The 18,160-nt window shown below is 70.1% G+C and carries 15 protein-coding genes; 7 read left to right on the top strand and 8 right to left on the bottom strand.

The features are described from left to right. Both AC3WOE_RS18030 and lnt read left to right on the top strand, forming a co-directional pair. A partial coding sequence (locus AC3WOE_RS18030; protein WP_492692359.1) for a hypothetical protein occupies positions 1-580 on the top strand: 580 nt, incomplete at its 5' end. Next, positions 577-3,021 carry an apolipoprotein N-acyltransferase gene (gene lnt / locus AC3WOE_RS18025; RefSeq protein ID WP_492692357.1) on the top strand — a complete coding sequence of 815 codons (2,445 nt, stop codon included), beginning with the start codon at positions 577-579 and terminating at the stop codon, positions 3,019-3,021. The genes AC3WOE_RS18030 and lnt, both read left to right, overlap by 4 nt. A 15-nt stretch (positions 3,022-3,036) precedes the next feature. Here the strand turns inward: lnt and AC3WOE_RS18020 are convergent, their stop codons facing one another. Further along, complete coding sequence (locus AC3WOE_RS18020; RefSeq protein ID WP_492692355.1) at positions 3,037-4,017, bottom strand: DUF1444 domain-containing protein; 981 nt, start codon at positions 4,015-4,017, stop codon at positions 3,037-3,039. Positions 4,018-4,073: 56 nt separating this feature from the next. Further along, a complete protein-coding gene (locus AC3WOE_RS18015) occupies positions 4,074-5,270 on the bottom strand; it encodes a hypothetical protein (protein ID WP_492692353.1) in 1,197 nt (398 codons plus the stop codon). A 98-nt stretch (positions 5,271-5,368) separates the two neighbouring features. Between AC3WOE_RS18015 and AC3WOE_RS18010 the strand changes: the two genes are divergently transcribed. Next, positions 5,369-6,937: a flavin monoamine oxidase family protein gene (locus AC3WOE_RS18010; RefSeq protein ID WP_492692351.1), complete on the top strand. Its 1,569-nt coding sequence runs from the start codon at positions 5,369-5,371 to the stop codon at positions 6,935-6,937. A gap of 36 nt (positions 6,938-6,973) precedes the next feature. On the opposite strand, the gene AC3WOE_RS18005 is transcribed toward AC3WOE_RS18010, so the two are convergent. Beyond that, positions 6,974-8,449, bottom strand: coding sequence for a sulfatase-like hydrolase/transferase (locus AC3WOE_RS18005; RefSeq protein ID WP_492692350.1), 1,476 nt, complete (start codon positions 8,447-8,449; stop codon positions 6,974-6,976). 94 nt (positions 8,450-8,543) lie between these two features. Further along, positions 8,544-9,032: a hypothetical protein gene (locus tag AC3WOE_RS18000; RefSeq protein ID WP_492692348.1), complete on the bottom strand. Its 489-nt coding sequence runs from the start codon at positions 9,030-9,032 to the stop codon at positions 8,544-8,546. Positions 9,033-9,215: 183 nt separating this feature from the next. On the opposite strand from AC3WOE_RS18000, the gene AC3WOE_RS17995 reads away from it, so the two are divergent. Then, positions 9,216-10,274, top strand: coding sequence for an alpha/beta hydrolase family protein (locus AC3WOE_RS17995; RefSeq protein ID WP_492692346.1), 1,059 nt, complete (start codon positions 9,216-9,218; stop codon positions 10,272-10,274). Here AC3WOE_RS17995 and AC3WOE_RS17990 read toward each other — a convergent pair. The 4 genes from AC3WOE_RS17990 to AC3WOE_RS17975 form a co-directional block, all read right to left on the bottom strand. Beyond that, positions 10,255-11,307, bottom strand: a complete 1,053-nt coding sequence (locus AC3WOE_RS17990; protein ID WP_492692345.1) for a 2-oxoacid:ferredoxin oxidoreductase subunit beta — start codon at positions 11,305-11,307, stop codon at positions 10,255-10,257. The two genes, AC3WOE_RS17995 and AC3WOE_RS17990, sit on opposite strands and share 20 nt — an antisense overlap. Next, positions 11,304-13,139 (bottom strand): 2-oxoacid:acceptor oxidoreductase subunit alpha, encoded by a 1,836-nt coding sequence (locus AC3WOE_RS17985; protein WP_492692344.1) that lies wholly within the window; start codon positions 13,137-13,139, stop codon positions 11,304-11,306. Before AC3WOE_RS17985 ends, AC3WOE_RS17990 begins: the two co-directional genes overlap by 4 nt. A gap of 79 nt (positions 13,140-13,218) precedes the next feature. Next, positions 13,219-14,997, bottom strand: coding sequence for an FAD-dependent oxidoreductase (locus AC3WOE_RS17980; RefSeq protein WP_492692342.1), 1,779 nt, complete (start codon positions 14,995-14,997; stop codon positions 13,219-13,221). Positions 14,998-15,092: 95 nt separating this feature from the next. Beyond that, the gene (locus tag AC3WOE_RS17975; protein ID WP_492692341.1) at positions 15,093-15,782 is read right to left on the bottom strand and encodes a phosphatase PAP2 family protein; all 690 of its coding nucleotides are present in this window, start codon (positions 15,780-15,782) and stop codon (positions 15,093-15,095) included. A gap of 110 nt (positions 15,783-15,892) precedes the next feature. Here AC3WOE_RS17975 and AC3WOE_RS17970 point away from each other — a divergent pair, with 110 nt between their 5' ends. Genes AC3WOE_RS17970 through lptC form a run of 3 tightly spaced genes read left to right on the top strand, consistent with a single transcriptional unit; the run spans position 15,893 to position 18,116 of the window. After that, a complete protein-coding gene (locus AC3WOE_RS17970) occupies positions 15,893-16,879 on the top strand; it encodes a KpsF/GutQ family sugar-phosphate isomerase (RefSeq protein ID WP_492692340.1) in 987 nt (328 codons plus the stop codon). Then, the gene (locus AC3WOE_RS17965) at positions 16,879-17,460 is read left to right on the top strand and encodes a KdsC family phosphatase (protein WP_492692339.1); all 582 of its coding nucleotides are present in this window, start codon (positions 16,879-16,881) and stop codon (positions 17,458-17,460) included. The genes AC3WOE_RS17970 and AC3WOE_RS17965 overlap by 1 nt, the downstream gene beginning before the upstream one ends. Beyond that, positions 17,457-18,116: an LPS export ABC transporter periplasmic protein LptC gene (lptC, locus tag AC3WOE_RS17960; RefSeq protein ID WP_492692338.1), complete on the top strand. Its 660-nt coding sequence runs from the start codon at positions 17,457-17,459 to the stop codon at positions 18,114-18,116. The genes AC3WOE_RS17965 and lptC overlap by 4 nt, the downstream gene beginning before the upstream one ends. Positions 18,117-18,160: the final 44 nt, after the last annotated feature.

Genomic DNA, 18,160 nt, shown 5'->3' with positions numbered 1-18,160 from the left:
TGTTGTGGGTGGGCGGTCTTGGTGGTGGCCGGCGGCCGACGCGCCGCCGCCCACTGCCGCGACGCCGCCGCCACACCTGGCGCTCGCGATGGCACTGGCGCAGACGCCGCAAGCCAGCGGCCCCGCCACCGTGGTCGCCATGGCCGCGCCCGACACGGCACCGGTCGCCCGCATCCCGCGCCTGCGCGATCCCGATGGCGACCAGACGCCCGACCTGGCCGACTACGTCAACGAAGGCGAGCGCCCCACCATGGTCGAAGTGATCCAGCGACTGCATGCGGCCGGCGTGCGCACCGGCCTGGGCGCCTTCAATCCGCCTGGTACCCGGCCGCCGCTGATCGGCCTGGCCGTGCCCGAGGGCTTCGAGCTGCCGCCGGGCTATGTGCGCCACTTCCAGGCCACCGACGACGGCCAGCGCATCGAGCCCCTGCTGATGTTCTCGCCGGACGCGCAGACCGTGATCGTCAACGGTCGCACGGTGGCCGTGCCGGCCGACCGGGTCGTGCCGCCTGAACTGGCGCCCCCGGGGCTGCCGATCCGGCGCATCGTCGTGCCGGCGCCGCTGGACGGCCCGCGTTGATCCGCTTCGCGCGCAGCCGGTGGGCCGGCGTCGCCGCGACCGCCCTGCTGTGCGGCCTCTACGCCCGTGGCGGCCCGGCCTGGATGCTGGGCTTTGTCGCCCTCGTACCCTGGCTGCGCACCCTGGATGCCGAAACCCGCCTCGGCCCCACGCTGCTGAGCGCCTGGGCCCTGTCGGTCGCCTACACGGCCGCGGTCTTCTACTGGTTCGGCAGCGCCCTGGGTGCCTACACGCAGATCGGCGCGGGCGCCGGCCTGGCCCTGCTGCTGCTGGCCGCGCCGCTGTTCCAGCCGCAGATCCTCGTCTTCGCCCTGGTGCGCCATTTCGCGCGCCGCCATCACGGCGCGCCGCTCGCTGCAGGCGCCGGCGCTGCCGCCTGGGTCGCGGCCGAATGGGCCCTGCCGCATCTGCTGGGCGACAGCCTGGGCCACGGCCTCTATCCCGCGCCGCTGCTGCGACAGGCCGCTGAACTGGGCGGCGCCGCGGGGCTGACCGTCATGCTGCTGCTGGGTAACGAGGCCCTGGGCGCGGCGCTGGCCCGGCGCCGCGCCGGCTGGCGTGCCATCGCGTCGCCGCTGGCCTGGGTCGCGGCGGGGCCGCTGCTGCTGGCCGGCTATGGTCTCGTCGCCACGCAGCCCGAGCCCGTGTCCACCGCCAGGCCGCTGCGCCTGGGCCTGGTGCAGTCCAACATCACCGACTACGAGCGCCAGCGCCGCGAAAAGGGTTCCGGCGCCTTCGTGCGCGAGGTGCTCGACACCCATTTCGCGATGAGTTACGACGCTGTCGAGCGCCAGCACGTGGACGCGGTGCTGTGGTCGGAGACCGTCTACCCCACCAGCTTCGGCCAGCCCAAGAGCCAGGCCGGCGCCGAGCTGGACGCCGAGATCCAGTCAATGGTCGACGCGGCCGGCGTGCCCTTCGTCTTCGGCAGCTATGACCGTGACGAGGCCGGCGAATACAACGCCGCCGCCTTCGTGCTGCCGAAGACCGGCCTGCTCGGCATGTACCGCAAGACCCGGCTCTTCCCCTTCACCGAGGCCCTGCCCGCCTGGGCCGACACGCCCACGGTGCGCGGCTGGTTGCCCGGCGCGGGCGCCTGGAAACCTGGCACGGGCGCGCGCATCTTTCCGCTGCGCCTGGCTGACGATCGCGATGGGGGCCGCGAGGTGCCGGTGCTGCCGCTGATCTGCCTGGACGACACCGACCCCGGCCTGGCCATTGACGGTGCGCGGCTGGGCGCGCAGGTCATCCTGACGATGTCCAACGATGCCTGGTTCACCGACTACGCGCTGGGCGCCGAACTGCACCAGGCCGTCGCGGCGTTTCGCAGCATCGAGACCCGGCTGCCGCAGTTCCGCGTCACCACCAATGGCTTCAGCGCCGTCATCGACGCCCGCGGCAACGTCATCGCCACCACCCGCATGGGCGAGCGCACCCTGGTCATCGGCGACCTGCCGGCGCGCGACCCCGTGCCGACCTTGATGGTGCGCTGGGGCGACTGGGTCGGGCGCGCCGCTGCCGCTCTGCTGGCCGGCCTGGCCCTGCTGGCGGCGCTGCGCCGCTGGACCGGCGACGTGCCGGTGGCCGCAGGAACAGCGGCTTTGCCCCAGCGCCTGGTCGTCCTGCCACGCGCCGCCCGCGTGGTGACCGGGCTGCTGAGGTTGATCTCACGCGGCGGCGCGCTGGCCGTGGGCGCCACCATCCTGTGGGGCGACGCTTCCTTGTCGACCAACACCCTCGCCCTGCTGCGCGTGTTCGTGGCCGTCTGCCTCATCCCCGAAGCCGCGGCGTGGCTGCTGCTGCAGGCCTGCACGGCGGAGCTCACGCTGGAGGACGGCCGGCTGGTGCTCACGCGCAACGTGCAGCGCCTGGAGATCCCGCTGCACGAGATCGCCGCCGTCGAGCCCTGGCGCCTGCCGCTGCCCGCACCCGGTGCGGCCCTGCGCGTGAGTTCGGGTGAACGCTGGCCCCATGGCCTGTGCCTGCGCGACCCCTGGGCCCTGGCGCGCGCCCTCGGCCTGGCCGTTCATGAGCAGGCGCTGGCAAGCGCCTGGTGGGCCTGGGCCCGCAGCCGCGCGCAGCTGCAACCCAGCCGGCTCGCGCGGCCGGGCTTCAAGTTCCTGCTGCTGCCCCTGGTGCTGGCGATCGCCGCCTTCCAGCTGCACCAGAGGATTGCCTACGGCAGCCCTTTCGGCGAGTTCTACACCTTCGGCCTGGTCGCCTATCTGGTGGCCTTCGCACTGTGGTGGGCGGCCTGGATGGCCGGTGTGGTGCTGTGCGCCGCGGCGCTGCGGGCGGTGATCGACCTGGGCGCCTTCGCCGGCGGCCTGCTGCGCCCCCAGCAGGCCGTGGCCGTACGCGCCCGGCTGGAACAGCTGGGCCTGCTTGCGCTCTACCTCGGCCTGCCGGTCTGGCTGGCGCTGCGCGCCATGTCGACCTGAGCCTGGCGTTCGCGGTCAGATCCTGGCCGCCGGGGTGCGGGCCAGTTCGTCATCGGAGGGGAAGTCCGACACCTTGAAGCGCGGCGGAAAGCCGTCCACCGCCTGCAGCCTTTCGCCCGCCAGCGTGCGCATGGTGTCCCAGTCGAGGATCTTGGTCCGGTGTTGGTCGCCGCCCTTCGGATCGACGATGACCATGGTGACCAGGTCGGTCCTGGGCAGCAGCGAGGTGAGGCCCTTGGTCCAGGAGCATGCCGACAGCCAGCCGTTGGGCCGTTCCGCCACCGAGTAGCTGGCCACGAAGATGTCCCGGCCCTGACGGGTGTGCAGGGCCTTGAGGAGGTCCTTCTGCTCGCCATAGAGGGCAGCGGCACCGATCTTCTGCAGATCACCCAGCTTGGTGGCCAGGTGCGCATTCGAAGGCGTGTAGGTGGTCACGCGCCGGTCCTGGTAGCGGAACATCGCCGTGGAGATCAGGCCGCCGTGCGCCTCGATCCAAGTGCGGGCATGGCCCAGCATGTGGAGCTGGGCATCCACGGCGCTGGCAGGCGCCACGAGGATGCCGACACGCCGCGACGGGATCATGAGGATCAGGTCGTCGTCGATGCCGCACTGGCGCATGACCTCGGGCAGCAGGATGCGCGAGGTGTCGTAGCCATCGGCCCAGCCGCCCATGCGCACGCCGCCTTCCAGCTCATGAAAGGGCGGCGTCTCGATGGCGCGCAGGTTCTGCATGGCCTGCTTCAGGCCTTCCTGGAAGGAGATCTTCCAGGTCGACAGATGACCGGGATCGACAGCCCAGGTCCGGTCGTCCAGGTCATAGCCCAGGGCCACCACGGCGTCGTGGCTGAAGGGCATGGTGGCCAGGTGGCCATCGTAGCTGGCACCTTCCATCTCGGCCTGCAGCCGCGGCATCTCGAAATGCCATCGGCCCCGCAGCAGCGGCCGCAGATGCGGCCTCGCTGCTTCGAAGTTGTCGGGCAGCTGGGGTTGCCTCATCGTCCGATCTCCCTGAATCTTGTTGGACTGGGAGGGCAGTCTAGGGGGAGACGGCGCTAGCGTGCCGCAGACGCCGCAGACGCCTTCAGAAGGCCCTGGATCATGGCCTCCGAATAGAACTCCCCGCTGCTTTCACTGCGCGCCAGCATGGCCCGCCACAGCGGCACGGGTGGCATCGCGTAGCCGTGGAAACGCTTGAAGCCGCAGGCATAGAAGCCGCGATACACCGTCACATCGCCCTGGAGCTGATCACATTCCTGGAGCAGCTTCTGCGCGTATTGATCGGCCATCTCCGCGGTGAAGAGGCCGGTCGACCGCAGGGCCTCCAGCATGAGGGCTTCCGCGCCGCCTTCGTGAACCCAGGCCTCGTTCTCGCCGACGCCGCCGCGCACCAGGTTGACCTGCCACACATGCGCCATCTCGTGGGCCACCAGGGCCGCGATGTAGCTGCGCTTCTTGGGATGGTCTTCGACCAGGCCGCGCCCTTCGAGGCGGTAGGCGATGCCGCCGCCAACGGCGCCGCCCTTGATGCTGATGCTGCCGGGCTGGCCGTCGAACCCGACCACAGCCACCGAGATCAGCGGCGTGCCGATCAGCTGGCGCTGCAAGGCCCGCTCGTAGAACTGCGACACCTTGGCCGTGGTGTCCTGCAGCACCTCGCGCAACCAGGCCGGCGCCTGCGGGTCGATGAGGACGTCCACACGGCCCATGCGGACGGGCCGGTTCGGCCCGAAGTAGGCATAGCCTTCCAACTCGGTGCCGGGCTTGATGGGCGCGCTCGCCGTTTCAGCCGGCAATCCCTGCAGATGCAGCGCCACATCCATGGTCCGGGGCCGGTCGCCCTGGGTCAGCCCGCCATAGAGAAAGCCGACATAGAAGTTCCAGCCGCCGTCGGAAAAGCGGTTGATCGGGGCATATTGCGCGCCCTCGGCATAACCGTCGTAGGCGCTGATCTCGACGCTGAGCCGGGTCAGGGGCTGGCTGCTGCGAAGGCCTTCGCGGTCGGCTCGCGCCGCCCAGGTGACGCCAGGCGTCAGAACTCGCCAGGCCTGCTGGCGATAGCTGCGGATCGGCGCGCCCAGCTCGAGGGCGGTGATGGGCTCGGCAAACACATAGTCGGCCCGCCATTTGTCGGCGGCGACATGGGTCAACGTCAACTCGGTGCGCAACGGCATCGGCGCGGCAGCGTTGACCATGCCGAAGCAGGACGCGAGCAGCAGGCCCGCACACATCGAAATCCATGAGAACCGCATGTGCAGCGCCTTGGCAGCAGAAAGGGCCGCGATGGTAGCCGCGGATCCCGGCTCCGATATGCTTGCGCCCCAGTTGTACATACAAGTGGAGCATTGCCATGACGACCTATGACATCGTCATCGCCGGCGGCGGCGTGTCGGGCCTGTATTGCGCGTTGCGCCTGGCCGATGCCGGCCACCGCATCCTCGTGCTCGAGGCCGCGGCCGACCGCTGGGGCGGGCGCATCGAGACCGAGGACATGGACGGCTTCATCGCCGAGTACGGCCCGATGCGTTTCGAGCCGACGCTGCAGCCGCGCTTCGCGGCCCTGTGCGCGGAGTTGGGCGTCGGCCTGCTGGACTTCTCCGGCCCCTCATCCGACCAGGTGACGGGCGAGGACCTCGACCTGCCCGAGGCCGAGCGCGGCCTGAACTCCCTGCAGCTGCTCAAGCGCGGCATCATGCTTGTCATGGGCCGTTCGCCCGATGACCAGGCCTGGATCGACGCGCTGACCGAGGCCGACTACATGCGGCTGCGCAAGCACGCCCAGCTGCACGGCCAGCCCCTGTGGGACATGGGCTTCTGGAACGCGCTGTCGGCCCAGGGCATCCTCAGCCATCGGGCCCTGGTCAAGCTGCGCGACACCGGAACCTTCTATCACATGATCCCGGAGAACCTGAACGCGGCCGAGTGGATCATCTGGTGGCTGCGCGCCCTCAAGACCGTCGGCCAGCAGCTCGCCAGCATCGAAGGCGGCTCAGCCAAGCTGACCGAGGGCCTGCTCGCGCGCCTGCGCGGCCATGCCAACGTGACGCTGGCCGGTGGCCACAGGCTGAGGGGCGTGAGCGCCGTGGAGCTGGGCAAGCCGACGCTGGCACTGGACGTGGCGACGCAGAACGGGGCCATCACGCTGCGCGCCGAGCGCCTTATCCTCGCGCTGCCGCGCCTGCCGCTGCTGAAGCTGACCCGCCATCTGCCCGAGCACATCGCCTCGCAGCTGGACAGCGTCAACGGCTTTCCCATGCTCAAGGTCTTCTTCGTCTGCAACACGCCGTGGTGGAGCTATGGCCAGGCGCCGCAGCAATACGCCAACTGCATGCCGACGCGCGAGATCCACTACTTCCGCCGCGCACCCGAAGCCGATGCCGACGGCCACGGCATGGTGCTGCTCTACATGGACCGCCCGTCCACCGAGTTCTGGCGCCACTACGTCATCGACGGCGACCGCCACGACCGCGCCGAGGTGGACCAGAACGCGCGCATCGTCGACGCCTTCGCCCTCTTCGTCGCGCGCGACGTGAAGCGCGCGGCGGACGCGAACGCCGAGTCGGCCCTGAAGCTGACCGACAACGCCAGGCGCATCTTCGGCGACCTGAGCCTGGCCGAGACGACGCAGTACATCCGCAACTCCATCATCACCTACGGCATCCGCGACTGGGCCCGGGCGCCCTATGGCGCGGCCAACCACGGCTGGCAGCCGGGGGTGCGCTCGTGGAAGGTCATGGACGCCTTCAAGGCCTTCGATTTCGGCAGCGGCGCGCGCAATCTGCACATCGTCGGCGAGGCCTATTCGGACTACCAGGGCTTCATCGAAGGCGCCCTGAACAGTGCGGAGCTGGCACTGGCGACCATACCAGCCAAGCCCGTGGACGAGGCTTCGCAGGAGCCCTCCCTGGGGCTGAGCTAGGGCCTGCGCGACCCATTGCCGTCGCGTGAACAGACCCTACGCCTTCATCCACAAGCGCTGATACAGCGGCGAGCGGCAGGACAGCCGGCCGTTGACGACGGTCATGCCGTCGCGCTCGGCCAGCGTGGCGTGCTCAGGCCCGGCCAGCAGCGACATGCCCAGGCCCAGGCGGTGCGGGTGGGCTGACCAGCGCAGGCCGATGGCCTCGGCCAGCGTGGGCAGGATGTCCACATGCGTGAACTCGCGTTGCAGGTCTTCCGCCGGCAGCGCCCGGCCCTGGGCGTCATAGCGCGCCAATGCGTGGAAGACGGCGCGGCCATGGTCCTCCGGCACCAGCTCGCCATTCAGCATGGGTTCGGGGTTGAGATGGTCGCCCATGATCCAGACGACCTTGGGGCGGCCATTGCGCTCGCTGACGAAATGCTCGACCAGGCCTGCCACGACGCGGTCGGTGCAGCGCAAGGCCTCGCGCATGACGTCAGCCGGCTCGTCGTCATCCTCGTCGACGACGGCATCGGCGACACAGCCGCGATCATGCGCCCCCGAAGGGCCATGCGTGTCCACCGTCAGCAGCAGGCTCATGCGCGCCTCGCCGGCCTTGCGCGGGCGCTGCATGTCGATCCAGGCCTGCTCGACCAGCTCGCTGTCCAGCAGCCCCCAGCCTTCGCGCGGCACGGGGATGCCGCGCTGCAGCCACTGCTCGGCACCGAAGCGGCGCGCGACATGGTGGTCCTCCAGGAAGCGGCCCTTGCCGGCGAACTTCAGCGAGGCCCCGCCATAGAAGCTGATGTCCCAGCCGCGCGCCGCCAGCAGGTCGGTCAGGCACTGGCCGCCCTCGAAGAAGCGGCGGCTGTATTCCAGCGAGTTGTGGCTCATCAGGCCGACCGGCTGCAGCGGCACGCCACACAGGGCGCTGAACATGCCGCCCACCGTCCAGCTCGCGCCGCTGAGGTTGCGCAGCTCGCCCAGGGTCTGGAAGTCGTCCTGCATGCGCGTGAGCCTGGGCAGCAGGGCCGCCCGCGGCTCGCGCGGGCGGGTGTAGCCCTCGTCCAGGGACTCGACGAAGACGACCAGCACGTCGGGCCGCTCGGCCGGCAGCTGCAGCTGGACCTGGCCGGGGTCGACGTAGTGGCGGGCCAGATAGTCGCCGCCGTCGGCTTCGGGCTGGCAGGGGTCGGAAACGGTCGCGTTGACCGACACCACGGCTCCGGTGCCCAGCAGGGCCAGCAGCAGGCGCCGATGCCAGCGCTTCATGCGCTGCAGCAGGAAGACGCTGAGCGCCGTCAGGCCCAGCACCGCCAACAGGCAGCGGCAGGCCCGCCACAGCATGCGCGGATCCGCATAGTCCAGACCGCCGTTCTGCAGGTGATACAGCACCTGGTCGGGCGTCACCAGGCCCAGATAGGTGCGCAGGAACCAGGTCGTGCCGACGACCATCCAGAGCAGGAAGACGAAGGCCGCGAGGACGGCGGTGCGCGACGGGAAACGACGGAAGAAGCGGGCGGCAGGCATCGTCGGCGAGTCTGCCGACGCAGCTTTGCCACCCCGTAGTCAGAAGTTTGCTGAGTGTTCGCGCCCAGCAAAGGACTGTGTGTTCGCGCGCCGGCTAGGCTGCTTTCGCCGGTGCGGCCGTGCAGGACTTGGCCGTGGCCAGGCCGCGCAGATAGCCGCGCCTGACGCCGCCGGCCGTGATGGCCGCGCTGACCTGCTTGGCATAGCGCTCGGCGCCGCTGAGCTTGCGCACCCAGCCACGGAATGGAATGACTCCCTCGGCGGTGCGCTGCAGGGCGCCGGTGGCGGCGTCCTCGCCGCGGTCCAGCAGGCCGGTGTTGCCGCTGGTGTGAGGCGCATCAAGGTCGGGGCCGAGCACCTCGTCCAGCGCACGGATGCCGGCGGCCAGGCCACCGCAGCTGGCGTCGGCCGGCATCGCATAGGGCGCGGCGGCCGCAGCCTTCAGCACCTCGGGGATGTCGGCGCGCACGACGTTGAGGTCGCTGAGCGGCGTGGTGGCGGCGGTGGCCACCTTGTCCTGGCTGGAGCTGGCGCAGGCGGTCAGAACGAGGGCGGTGAGGCAAGCGAGAGGGAACGAGCGCATGCCTCGCATCATCTCAGGCCCGCATCGATTTCGGGAGCGCTGCCGTGCCTGGACGGAGTTCTTTTTCACCCCGGGGCGGCGCCGTGGAGGGCGCGGCCGGCGCGAGGGCCCCGATCCTCAATTTGCCGATTGGCAGGCCACGGCGGCGCCGGGATACTGCCCGCCACGCGGGAGGATGTCACCATGTCCCAGTCGCTCCGGACCTTGACCCAGGCATTCGCCATCCTTGCCCTGACGGCCGCCGTGGCGCTTGCACAGCCGATTGCGGACGGAACCATCCTCGAACGGGGCCCCTGCCCGCTCGACGCGGATCCGCAGGCCTTCGCTCAGGCCGTTCAGGACTACTTCCAGCCGGACATCCTGAAGGCCGGTCTCGACCGCGAACTCGCCGCCCGCCCGCTGTCCACCGTCTTCACGGAAGCCGAGCACCAGCGCCTCGTCGCGGCGGCCCACGAAGGCCGCTGCGAGCGCGTGGTCTACGCCAGCGGAGGCCTGCGCGTCATCGGCTTCGTGCTGCGCCCGGCCGCGCCGGGCCCGCACCCCGTGCTGATCTGGCTGCGCGGCGGCAACCGGGAGTTTGGCAAGATCGAGCCGGTGACGCTGTTGAACCTGGCGTGGCTGGCCGACGCGGGCTTCGTCGTCGTGGCAACCCAGTACCGTGGCGTGGACGGCGGCCAGGGTGCCGACGAGTTCGGCGGCGCAGACGTCGAGGACGTGCACGCACTGCTGCCGCTGGCGCGCTCGCTGCCGCAGGCCGACGCCGATCGGCTCTATCTGCTCGGCGGGTCGCGCGGCGCCATGCAGGGCGCGCTTGCGATGCGCCAAGGCCTGCCCGTGCAGGCAGCAGCATTCCGCGGCGGGCTTTACGACCTGAAGGCCGCCCTCGCCTCCCGGCCGGCACTCGAAGTCGGCTGGAAGGAAATGATGCTCGACCACGCCGCGGGCCGCGACCAGGCGCTGGAGCGGCGCAGTGCCATTGCCTGGGCCGGCGCGCTGAGCGCCCCCATCCTGTTGCTGCACGGCCGCCAGGACTGGCGCGCGCCCATCGAAGACGCGCTGGCCTTCGACGCGGCTCTCGGCAAGACTGGCGTCGAGCACCGCCTGGTGATCTACGAGCGCGACGAGCATCAGCTCGCCTTCCACCGTCCCGAGTGGCTGGCCGAGGCCGTGGCCTGGTTCAGGGCCCGCGGCGCCTTTAAGCGCGCGGCCCCGGATCAGTCGATCACCTCAGGCTTGCGTTGATCCGGGCGAGCGCCGCCGCGCCGGGGCAGAGATCCTTCTCGCCCAGGGCATTCAGCGCGGTCGCCGCCGTCCGCTGGGCCGCATGCCAGTCCCTGGCCGCCGGGTCGACGTAGAGCAGGCCGGTGGCGATCTCGCCGGCGGCGGCACGCAGCTGCATGGCGTTCATGGCGCCCAGGCGGTCGGTGGGGTCGTAGTCGGGCGCCACCTTGCGCAGCCGCAGCGTCGTGCCGTCGGCCTGCGGCACATCGATGACGTCGGGTGAACCGGTGGCGACCTGCTCTTCGGCCAGGGCTATGAAGTCGATGCGGTTCAAGGCCTCGTTGTGGGCGCGGACATGGTCGTAGCTGCGCGTCGATCCGGCATGGTTGTTGAAGGCCACGCAGGGGCTGATGACGTCGATGAAGGCCGCACCGCCGTGGCGGATAGCGCCCTCGATCAGCGGCACGAGCTGCTCCTTGTCGCCCGAGAAGCTGCGCGCCACATAGGTGGCGCCGAGCTGCAGGGCCAGGCCTGCGAGGTCGATGGCGGCGTCGTTGTTGGTGGCGCCCTTCTTGGCCACCGAGCCCTTGTCGGCCGTGGCGCTGAACTGGCCCTTGGTGAGGCCGTAGACGCCGTTGTTCTCGACGATATAGATCATGCGCACGCCGCGCCGCATGGCATGGGCGAACTGGCCCAGGCCGATGGAAGCCGAGTCGCCGTCGCCCGACACGCCCAGATAGAGCAGTTCGCGGTTGGCGAGGTAGGCGCCGGTCAGCACGCTGGGCATGCGGCCGTGCACGGTGTTGAAGCCGTGGCTGGCGCCCAGGAAGTAGTCGGGCGTCTTGCTGGAGCAGCCGATGCCGCTGAGCTTGGCGACGCGGTGGGGCTCGATGTCGAGCTGCCAGCAGGCCTGCACGATGGCACCGGAGATGGAGTCGTGGCCGCAGCCGGCGCACAGCGTCGAGACCTTGCCCTCGTAGTCACGGCGCGTGTAGCCGACCTTGTTCTTCGTGAGGCTGGGGTGGTGCAGCTTGGGTTTCGCCAGGTAGGTCATGCAGCGCTCCTCGGCGCTGTGGCGAGCGCGTGGACATGGCGCGTGATCGCGTCGGTGATGAAGCGAGCCGTGATGGGCGTGCCGTCGAAATGCAGCACCTTGATCAGCTGCGCCGGCGCCACCTCCAGCTCGTTGACCAGCAGGCGGCGCATCTGCGCGTCGCGGTTCTGCTCGACGACGAAGACGGCGTCGTGGGCCTCGATGAACTCGGTCACGCTGGGCGCGAAGGGGTAGGCGCGCAGCCGCATCGCGTCGATGTGGATGCCAGCCTCGGACAGCGCGGCCAGGGCCTCGTCCATGGCCGGCGCCGTCGAGCCGAAGTAGAGGACGCCCAGGCGCGTCTTCTGCGACGCAGCCCGCACCAGTGGCTGGGGCGCGATCAATGCAGCCGTCGCGAACTTGGCGCGCAGCCGTTCGACGTTGCGGATGTAGTCCTCGCCGCGCTCGGAGTAGATGGCCTGTTCGTTGCGCGTCGTGCCGCGCGTGAAGTAGGCGCCCTTGCTGGCATGCGTGCCCGGCAGCGTGCGCCAGGGGATGCCGTCGCCGTCGACGTCCTTGTAGCGGGCGAATTCCTTGCCGGCATCGAGCTGTTCGGCCGTCATGACCTTGCCGCGGTCGTAGCGGCGTTCATCGTCCCACTCGAGCGGCGCGCACAGGCGCTGGTTCATGCCGATGTCGAGATCGCTCATCAGGAAGACCGGCGTCTGCAGGCGTTCGGCCAGGTCCAGCGCGTCGGCAGCGAACTCGAAGCATTCGCGCGGGTCCTCGGGCAGCAGCAGCACATGCTGGGTGTCGCCATGCGAGGCGTAGGCACTGGACAGCAGGTCGGCCTGCTGGGTGCGCGTGGGCATGCCGGTGCTGGGGCCACCGCGCTGCACGTCGATGACGACGAAGGGAATCTCGGCGAAATAGGCCAGGCCGAGGAACTCGGTCATCAGCGACACACCGGGGCCGGAGGTGGCCGTGAAGGCGCGCGCGCCGTTCCAGCCCGCGCCGGTGATGATGCCGATGGAGGCGATCTCGTCCTCGGCCTGCACGATGGCATAGCGCTTCTCGCCGGTCTCGGGGTCGGTGCGGAACTTCACCGCGTATTTCTCGAAGGCCTCGGCCACCGACGACGACGGCGTGATCGGGTACCAGGCGCAGACGGTGGCACCGCCGTAGACGCAGCCCAGGGCCGTCGCCGCATTGCCTTCCAGGAAGATCTTGTCGCCCACCGCATCGGCGCGCTTCACGGCCAGTCCGAAGGGCTGGACGGACAGATGGTCGCGCGCGAATTCGCGGCCGGCGTGCAGAGCGCGCACATTGGAGTCCAGCAGTCTCTCCTTGCCCTTGTACTGCTCGGCGAACAACTTCTCGATGACGGCCGCCTCGATGCCCATCAGCTCGCTGAGCGCCCCCAGCACGAGGATGTTCTTGAACAGCGTGCGCTCGCGCGGCACGTCGTAGGTGGCGTTGCAGATGGCCGTGGCCGGCATGCCGATGACGTGGATGTCGGCGCGGAAAGCGCTCGGCGGCATGGGCTTGGTGCTGTCGTAGAAGAGATAGCCGCCGGGCTGGATCTCGGCCAGGTCCTGGGACCAGGTCTGCGGGTTCATGGCCACCATCAGGTCGACGCCACCGCGCCGGCCCAGCCAGCCGGCCTCGCAGACGCGCACCTCGTACCAGGTCGGCAGGCCCTGGATATTGCTCGGGAAGATGTTGCGCGGGCTGACCGGCACGCCCATGCGCAGAATGGCGCGCGCGAACAGCTCATTGGCCGAGGCCGAGCCCGAGCCGTTGACGTTGGCGAACTTGACGACGAAGTCGTTGACGGCTTCGATCCGGCTCATGCGGCCTCCCGACGGGCAGCCCCTAGGGAGGCCGAGCCCCCTCGGGGGGCAGTGCGCGAAGCGCGCGTGGGGGTTGTTGTCATGCCGCCTCCTTGCGGGTGGCATGGTCGCGGCAGGACGCGCCCGCCTTCGCCGTCACCAGCATGAACTTCTGCATGTCCCAGGCCCCCGTCGGACAGCGCTCGGCGCACAGGCCGCAGTGCAGGCAGACGTCCTCGTCCTTGGCCATCACGCGACCGGTCTTCAGCCCGCCCTCGACATAGATGTCCTGCATCAGGTTCAGGGCCGGCGCCTTGAGCCTCCCGCGCAGGTCGTCGCCATCCTCGGTGAAGGTGATGCAGTCCATCGGGCAGATGTCCACGCAGGCATCGCACTCGATGCAGAGCTTGGGCGCGAACACCGTCTGCACATCGCAGTTCAGGCAGCGCTGGGCCTCCTTGAAGGCCGTCGCCGCGTCGAAGCCCAGCTCGACCTCGACCTTGATGCTGGCCAGCGCGATGTTGGCAGCCGTCCAGGGCACCTTGCTGCGCAGGTCGTTGGTGATGGCGTTGTCATAGCTCCACTCGTGGATGCCCATTTTCTGGGACACGAGGTTGACGTGCGGCGGCGGGCGCTGCGTGACCGGCTCGCCGTGCAGCAGGCGATCGATGCTGACGGCCGCCTCATGGCCATGGGCCACGGCGGTGATGATGTTCTTCGGGCCGAAGGCCGCGTCGCCGCCGAAGAAGACGTGAGGCAGCGTGGACTGGAAGCTCTGCGGGTCCAGCACCGGCAGACCATGCTCGTTGAAAGCAATGCCCGCATCGCGCTCTATCCACGGGAAGCTGTTCTCCTGGCCGACGGCGATCAGCACCTCGTCGCAGGGGATGACGACCTCTTCGCCGGTCTGTGCCTTCTTGAAGCGCATGCCGGTGAGCTTGCCGTCCACATGCTCGAAGGCCAGCGGCACATGGAAGTCGAGGATGGGAATGCCTTCGTGCTCGGCGTCTTCCTTTTCCCAGGGCGAGGCCTTCATCTGTGCATAGCCGCTGCGCACGGCGACGGTGACGGACGAGGCTCCCAACCGCCGCGCCGAGCGGCAGCAGTCCATGGCCGTGTTGCCGCCGCCCAGCACGATGACGCGCGGGTTCACGGCCGTCACATGGCCGAAGCTGACGCTGGAGAGCCAGTCGATGCCGATGTGGATGCTCTCGGCGGCCTCCTGCCGACCGGGCAGCTGCAGGTCGCGCCCGCGCGGCGCACCGCAGCCGACGAAGACGGCGTCGTAGTCTTCACCCAGCAGGGCCTTCATCGAGGCTATGCGCTGGCCCGAACGCCATTCGACGCCCAGGCCGAGGATGTAGCCGCACTCCTCGTCGATGACGCGTTCCGGCAGCCGGAAGCGCGGGATCTGGGTGCGGATGAAGCCGCCGGGCTTGGCCTCGCCGTCAAACACCGTGACGGCATAGCCCTCCAGTGCCAGGTCGCGCGCTACCGCCAGCGAGGCCGGCCCCGCGCCCACGCAGGCCACGCGCTTGCCGTTCTTCGCGGCGGGCTTGGGCAGCATGGCGCGGAACTCGTCCGTCTTGCTGTCCGCCGCCACGCGCTTCAGGCGACAGATGGCGACGGGTTCTGGCTTGGCGGCCTGCTTCTCCTCGACCCGGCCGCGCCGGCAGGCGGGCTCGCAGGGCCGGTCGCAGGTTCTGCCCAGCACGCCGGGAAAGACATTGCTGACCCAGTTGACCCAGTAGGCCTCGTCATGGCGCCCCTGGGCGATGAGGCGGATGTATTCGGGCACCGGCGTGTGCGCCGGGCAGGCCCATTGGCAATCGACGACCTTGTGGAAATAGGCCGGATCCGAGATGTCGGTCCGCTGCACGGTGTCTCCTCCGTGGTGCGCTTTGTCGGGCCAGTCTAGGCCGACGGCCGATCACCCGGCTCTGTGGAAACCCTTTGCGGGCCGCGGGACTTGTTTCAGGCCGTGGCTCGGCGGCGCAGCCGCCAGGGGCCGAGATAGACCGCAACGACGGTCACGGCCCAGCAGATCCATCCCGTCCACAGGGTGTGGCTGGGATAGTGGGCGCCGCGCACCATCTGACCCACCCCGTAGACCGCGCCCAGGCCCACGCAGGCCAGCAGCCAGGCCTTGGCCGCTCGCGGATAGGCGCGCGCCAGCGCCCAGCCGCCGGCCAGATAGGCAAAGGCCGCGCTCGCGTGGCCGGACGGGAAGCAATGCCCGCCGCCACCGTCCTGGACGCCCAGCACCCAGTGCGAGATGTAGTGGGCCTTGCCACCGAACTCCGCCAGGTCCCAGGGGCAGCTCGTCAGACTGAAGCGCTTGATCAGCGAGATGACGGCCAGGCAGACCAGGGTCGTCACCAGCCACCAACGCCGTTCGCGCCTGCTCAACGCCGGCAGCAGCCGGGGGGCCAGGTTGAGCACGACGATGAAGCCCATGGCCAGATAGGAGACGAGGCGCCCGCCTTCGTGGATCAGCACCCGCGTGACCCAGACCTCGCGCAGCGCGAACCCGCTGACGTCGCCCACCTGGCGCATCGCCCAGAGGTCCAGGCGGCTGACATCCCAGGCCAGCAGCGCCAGCAAGGTCAGGCCCAAGGCCAGGGCGGCGGCGCGCGGGGAAGGGGCGAGAGGCTCGGTGGACATGGGCGCGCATTGTTGGGGAGATTCGGGGGGCCGTCTTGCTGCCGACCGGCCGCTTTCCGCCGTGACGGGCGTAAGTCACGCCACGGACGGGCCTTGTCTACACTGGCTGGATGAGTTCTCCCGTCTTTGCCGCCGAGCGCGCCGTGCGCATCGGCCGTCAGGCGCTCGAGGTCGAGGCCCGCGCCCTGGCCGAGCTGGCGCCCCGCCTGGGCGACGCTTTCGCGGCCGCCGTGCAGCTGATGCTGGGCTGCCGCGGCCGTGTCGCCGTCATGGGCATGGGCAAGAGCGGCCATGTCGGCCGCAAGATCGCCGCCACCCTGGCCTCCACCGGCACGCCTGCCCTCTTCGTCCACCCCGCCGAGGCCGCCCACGGCGACCTGGGCATGGTCACCCCCAGCGACGTCGTGCTGGCCCTGTCCAATTCCGGCGAGAGCGACGAGCTCAATGCCATCCTGCCCGTGCTCAAGCGCCTGGGCGTGCCCATCGTCGCCATGACCGGCCGCGCCGCCTCCAGCCTGGCTTCGCATGCCGACGTGGTGCTCGACAGCGCCGTGGCCGAGGAGGCCTGCCCGCTGCAACTGGCGCCCACCGCCAGCACGACGGCCCAGATGGCCCTGGGCGACGCCCTGGCCGTCGCCCTGCTCGACACCCGCGGCTTCAAGGCCGAGGACTTCGCCCGCTCCCACCCCGGCGGCGCCCTGGGCCGCAAGCTGCTGACGCATGTGCGCGACCTGATGCGCAGCGGTGACGCTCTGCCCCGCGTGAAGGCCGATACCGGCTTCACCGACCTGATGCGCGAGATGAGCGCCAAGGCCCTGGGCATGGCGGTCATCGTCGATGCCGAGGATCGCGTGCAGGGCATCTTCACGGACGGCGACCTGCGCCGCCTCGTCGAGCAGGGCCGCGACCTGCGCGCGCTGACCGCCGCCGAGGTCGCCCACGCCAAGCCGCGCACCGTCGGCGCCGAGGCCCTGGCCGTCGACGCCGCCGACCTGATGGAAGCCGCCCGCATCACCGTCGTCCTCGTCGTCGATGCCGAGCAGCGCCTGCTGGGCGCCATCAGCATCAACGACCTGATGCGTGCGAAGGTGATCTGATGCGGCCTGCCCTGCGTTTCCCCCCCGAACTCCTCGTCAAGGCCCAGGGCCGCGGCCTGGCCATCAAGCTGGCCATCTTCGACGTCGACGGCGTGCTGACCGACGGCCGCATCTACATCGGCGAGAACGGTGAAGAGTTCAAGGCCTTCAGCACCCTGGACGGCCATGGCCTGAAGTCGCTGCAGCAGGTCGGCATCACGCCCGTCATCGTCACCGGCCGCGACAGCCCGGCCGTGCGCCGCCGCGTGGCCGACCTGGGCCTCGCGCACGCCGTCTACGGCGTCAAGGACAAGCTCGCCACCGCCACTCCCCTGCTCAGCGCACTGGGCGCCAGCTGGGACGAAGTCGCCGTGATGGGCGACGACTGGCCCGACCTGCCGCTGATGACGCGGGCCGGCTTCGCCTGCGCCCCGCCCGGCGCCCATGCCGAGGTGCTGGCCATCGCCCATCACGTCACGAAGGCGGCCGCCGGCCACGGCGCGGCACGCGAATATTGCGACCTGCTGCTGATGGCGGCCGGCCACTACGAGCGCCTGCTCAACGCCCATCACGACACGCTGGACGGAGGCAAGAGCCCTTGACTCCCGTTGCGCTGCCGGCACCGGCACCCCGCCGCCAGAAGCCCCGCCCGCTGCTGTGGCGGGCGCAGAGCCTGTTGTCCAACTATCTGCCGCTGCTGCTGATGGCCGTGCTGGCCAGCGGCACCTGGTGGCTGGTCAAGAACACGCCGCTGATCGACACGCCGGGCGAGGTGGCCGCGCCGCGCCACGTGCCCGACTACCGCATGGCCAATTTCGAGATCCAGCGCATCGGCGCGGACGGACGCATGCACGTGCAGATCGCCGGCGCCGAGCTGCGCCACTACCCCGATACCGACACCGTCGAGATCGACCAGGCCCGTGTGCGCGCCATCGCGCCCGACGGCAGCCTGGCCATCGCCACCGCCAGGCGCGCCGTCAGCAACGGTGACGGCAGCGACATGCAGCTGCTCGGCGACGTTCATCTGCGCCGTCTGCCGCCCGGCGCCGGCGAGAACGCGCCCGCCCAGCTCGAGGTGCGCGGCGAGTTCCTGCAGGCCCTGTCCAACAGCGAGATCCTGCGCTCCCACCTGCCCGTCACCATCCGCCAGGGCGGCTCGACCTTGAACGCGCAGAACTTCGAATACCGCCACCTGACCGGCCAGGTCAGCTTCACCGGCAAGGCCCAGGGCCAGATCACCTCCAGGAGCCGTCAATGATTCAACGGGCCGAGCGCCGGGCCGCCCCTAGCCGGCACTCCATC

Source organism: Roseateles sp. FW305-36, assembly GCF_058787015.1.
The sequence above is the reverse complement of the archived record's forward strand: the minus strand, read 5'-3'. Positions and strand labels throughout refer to the sequence as shown.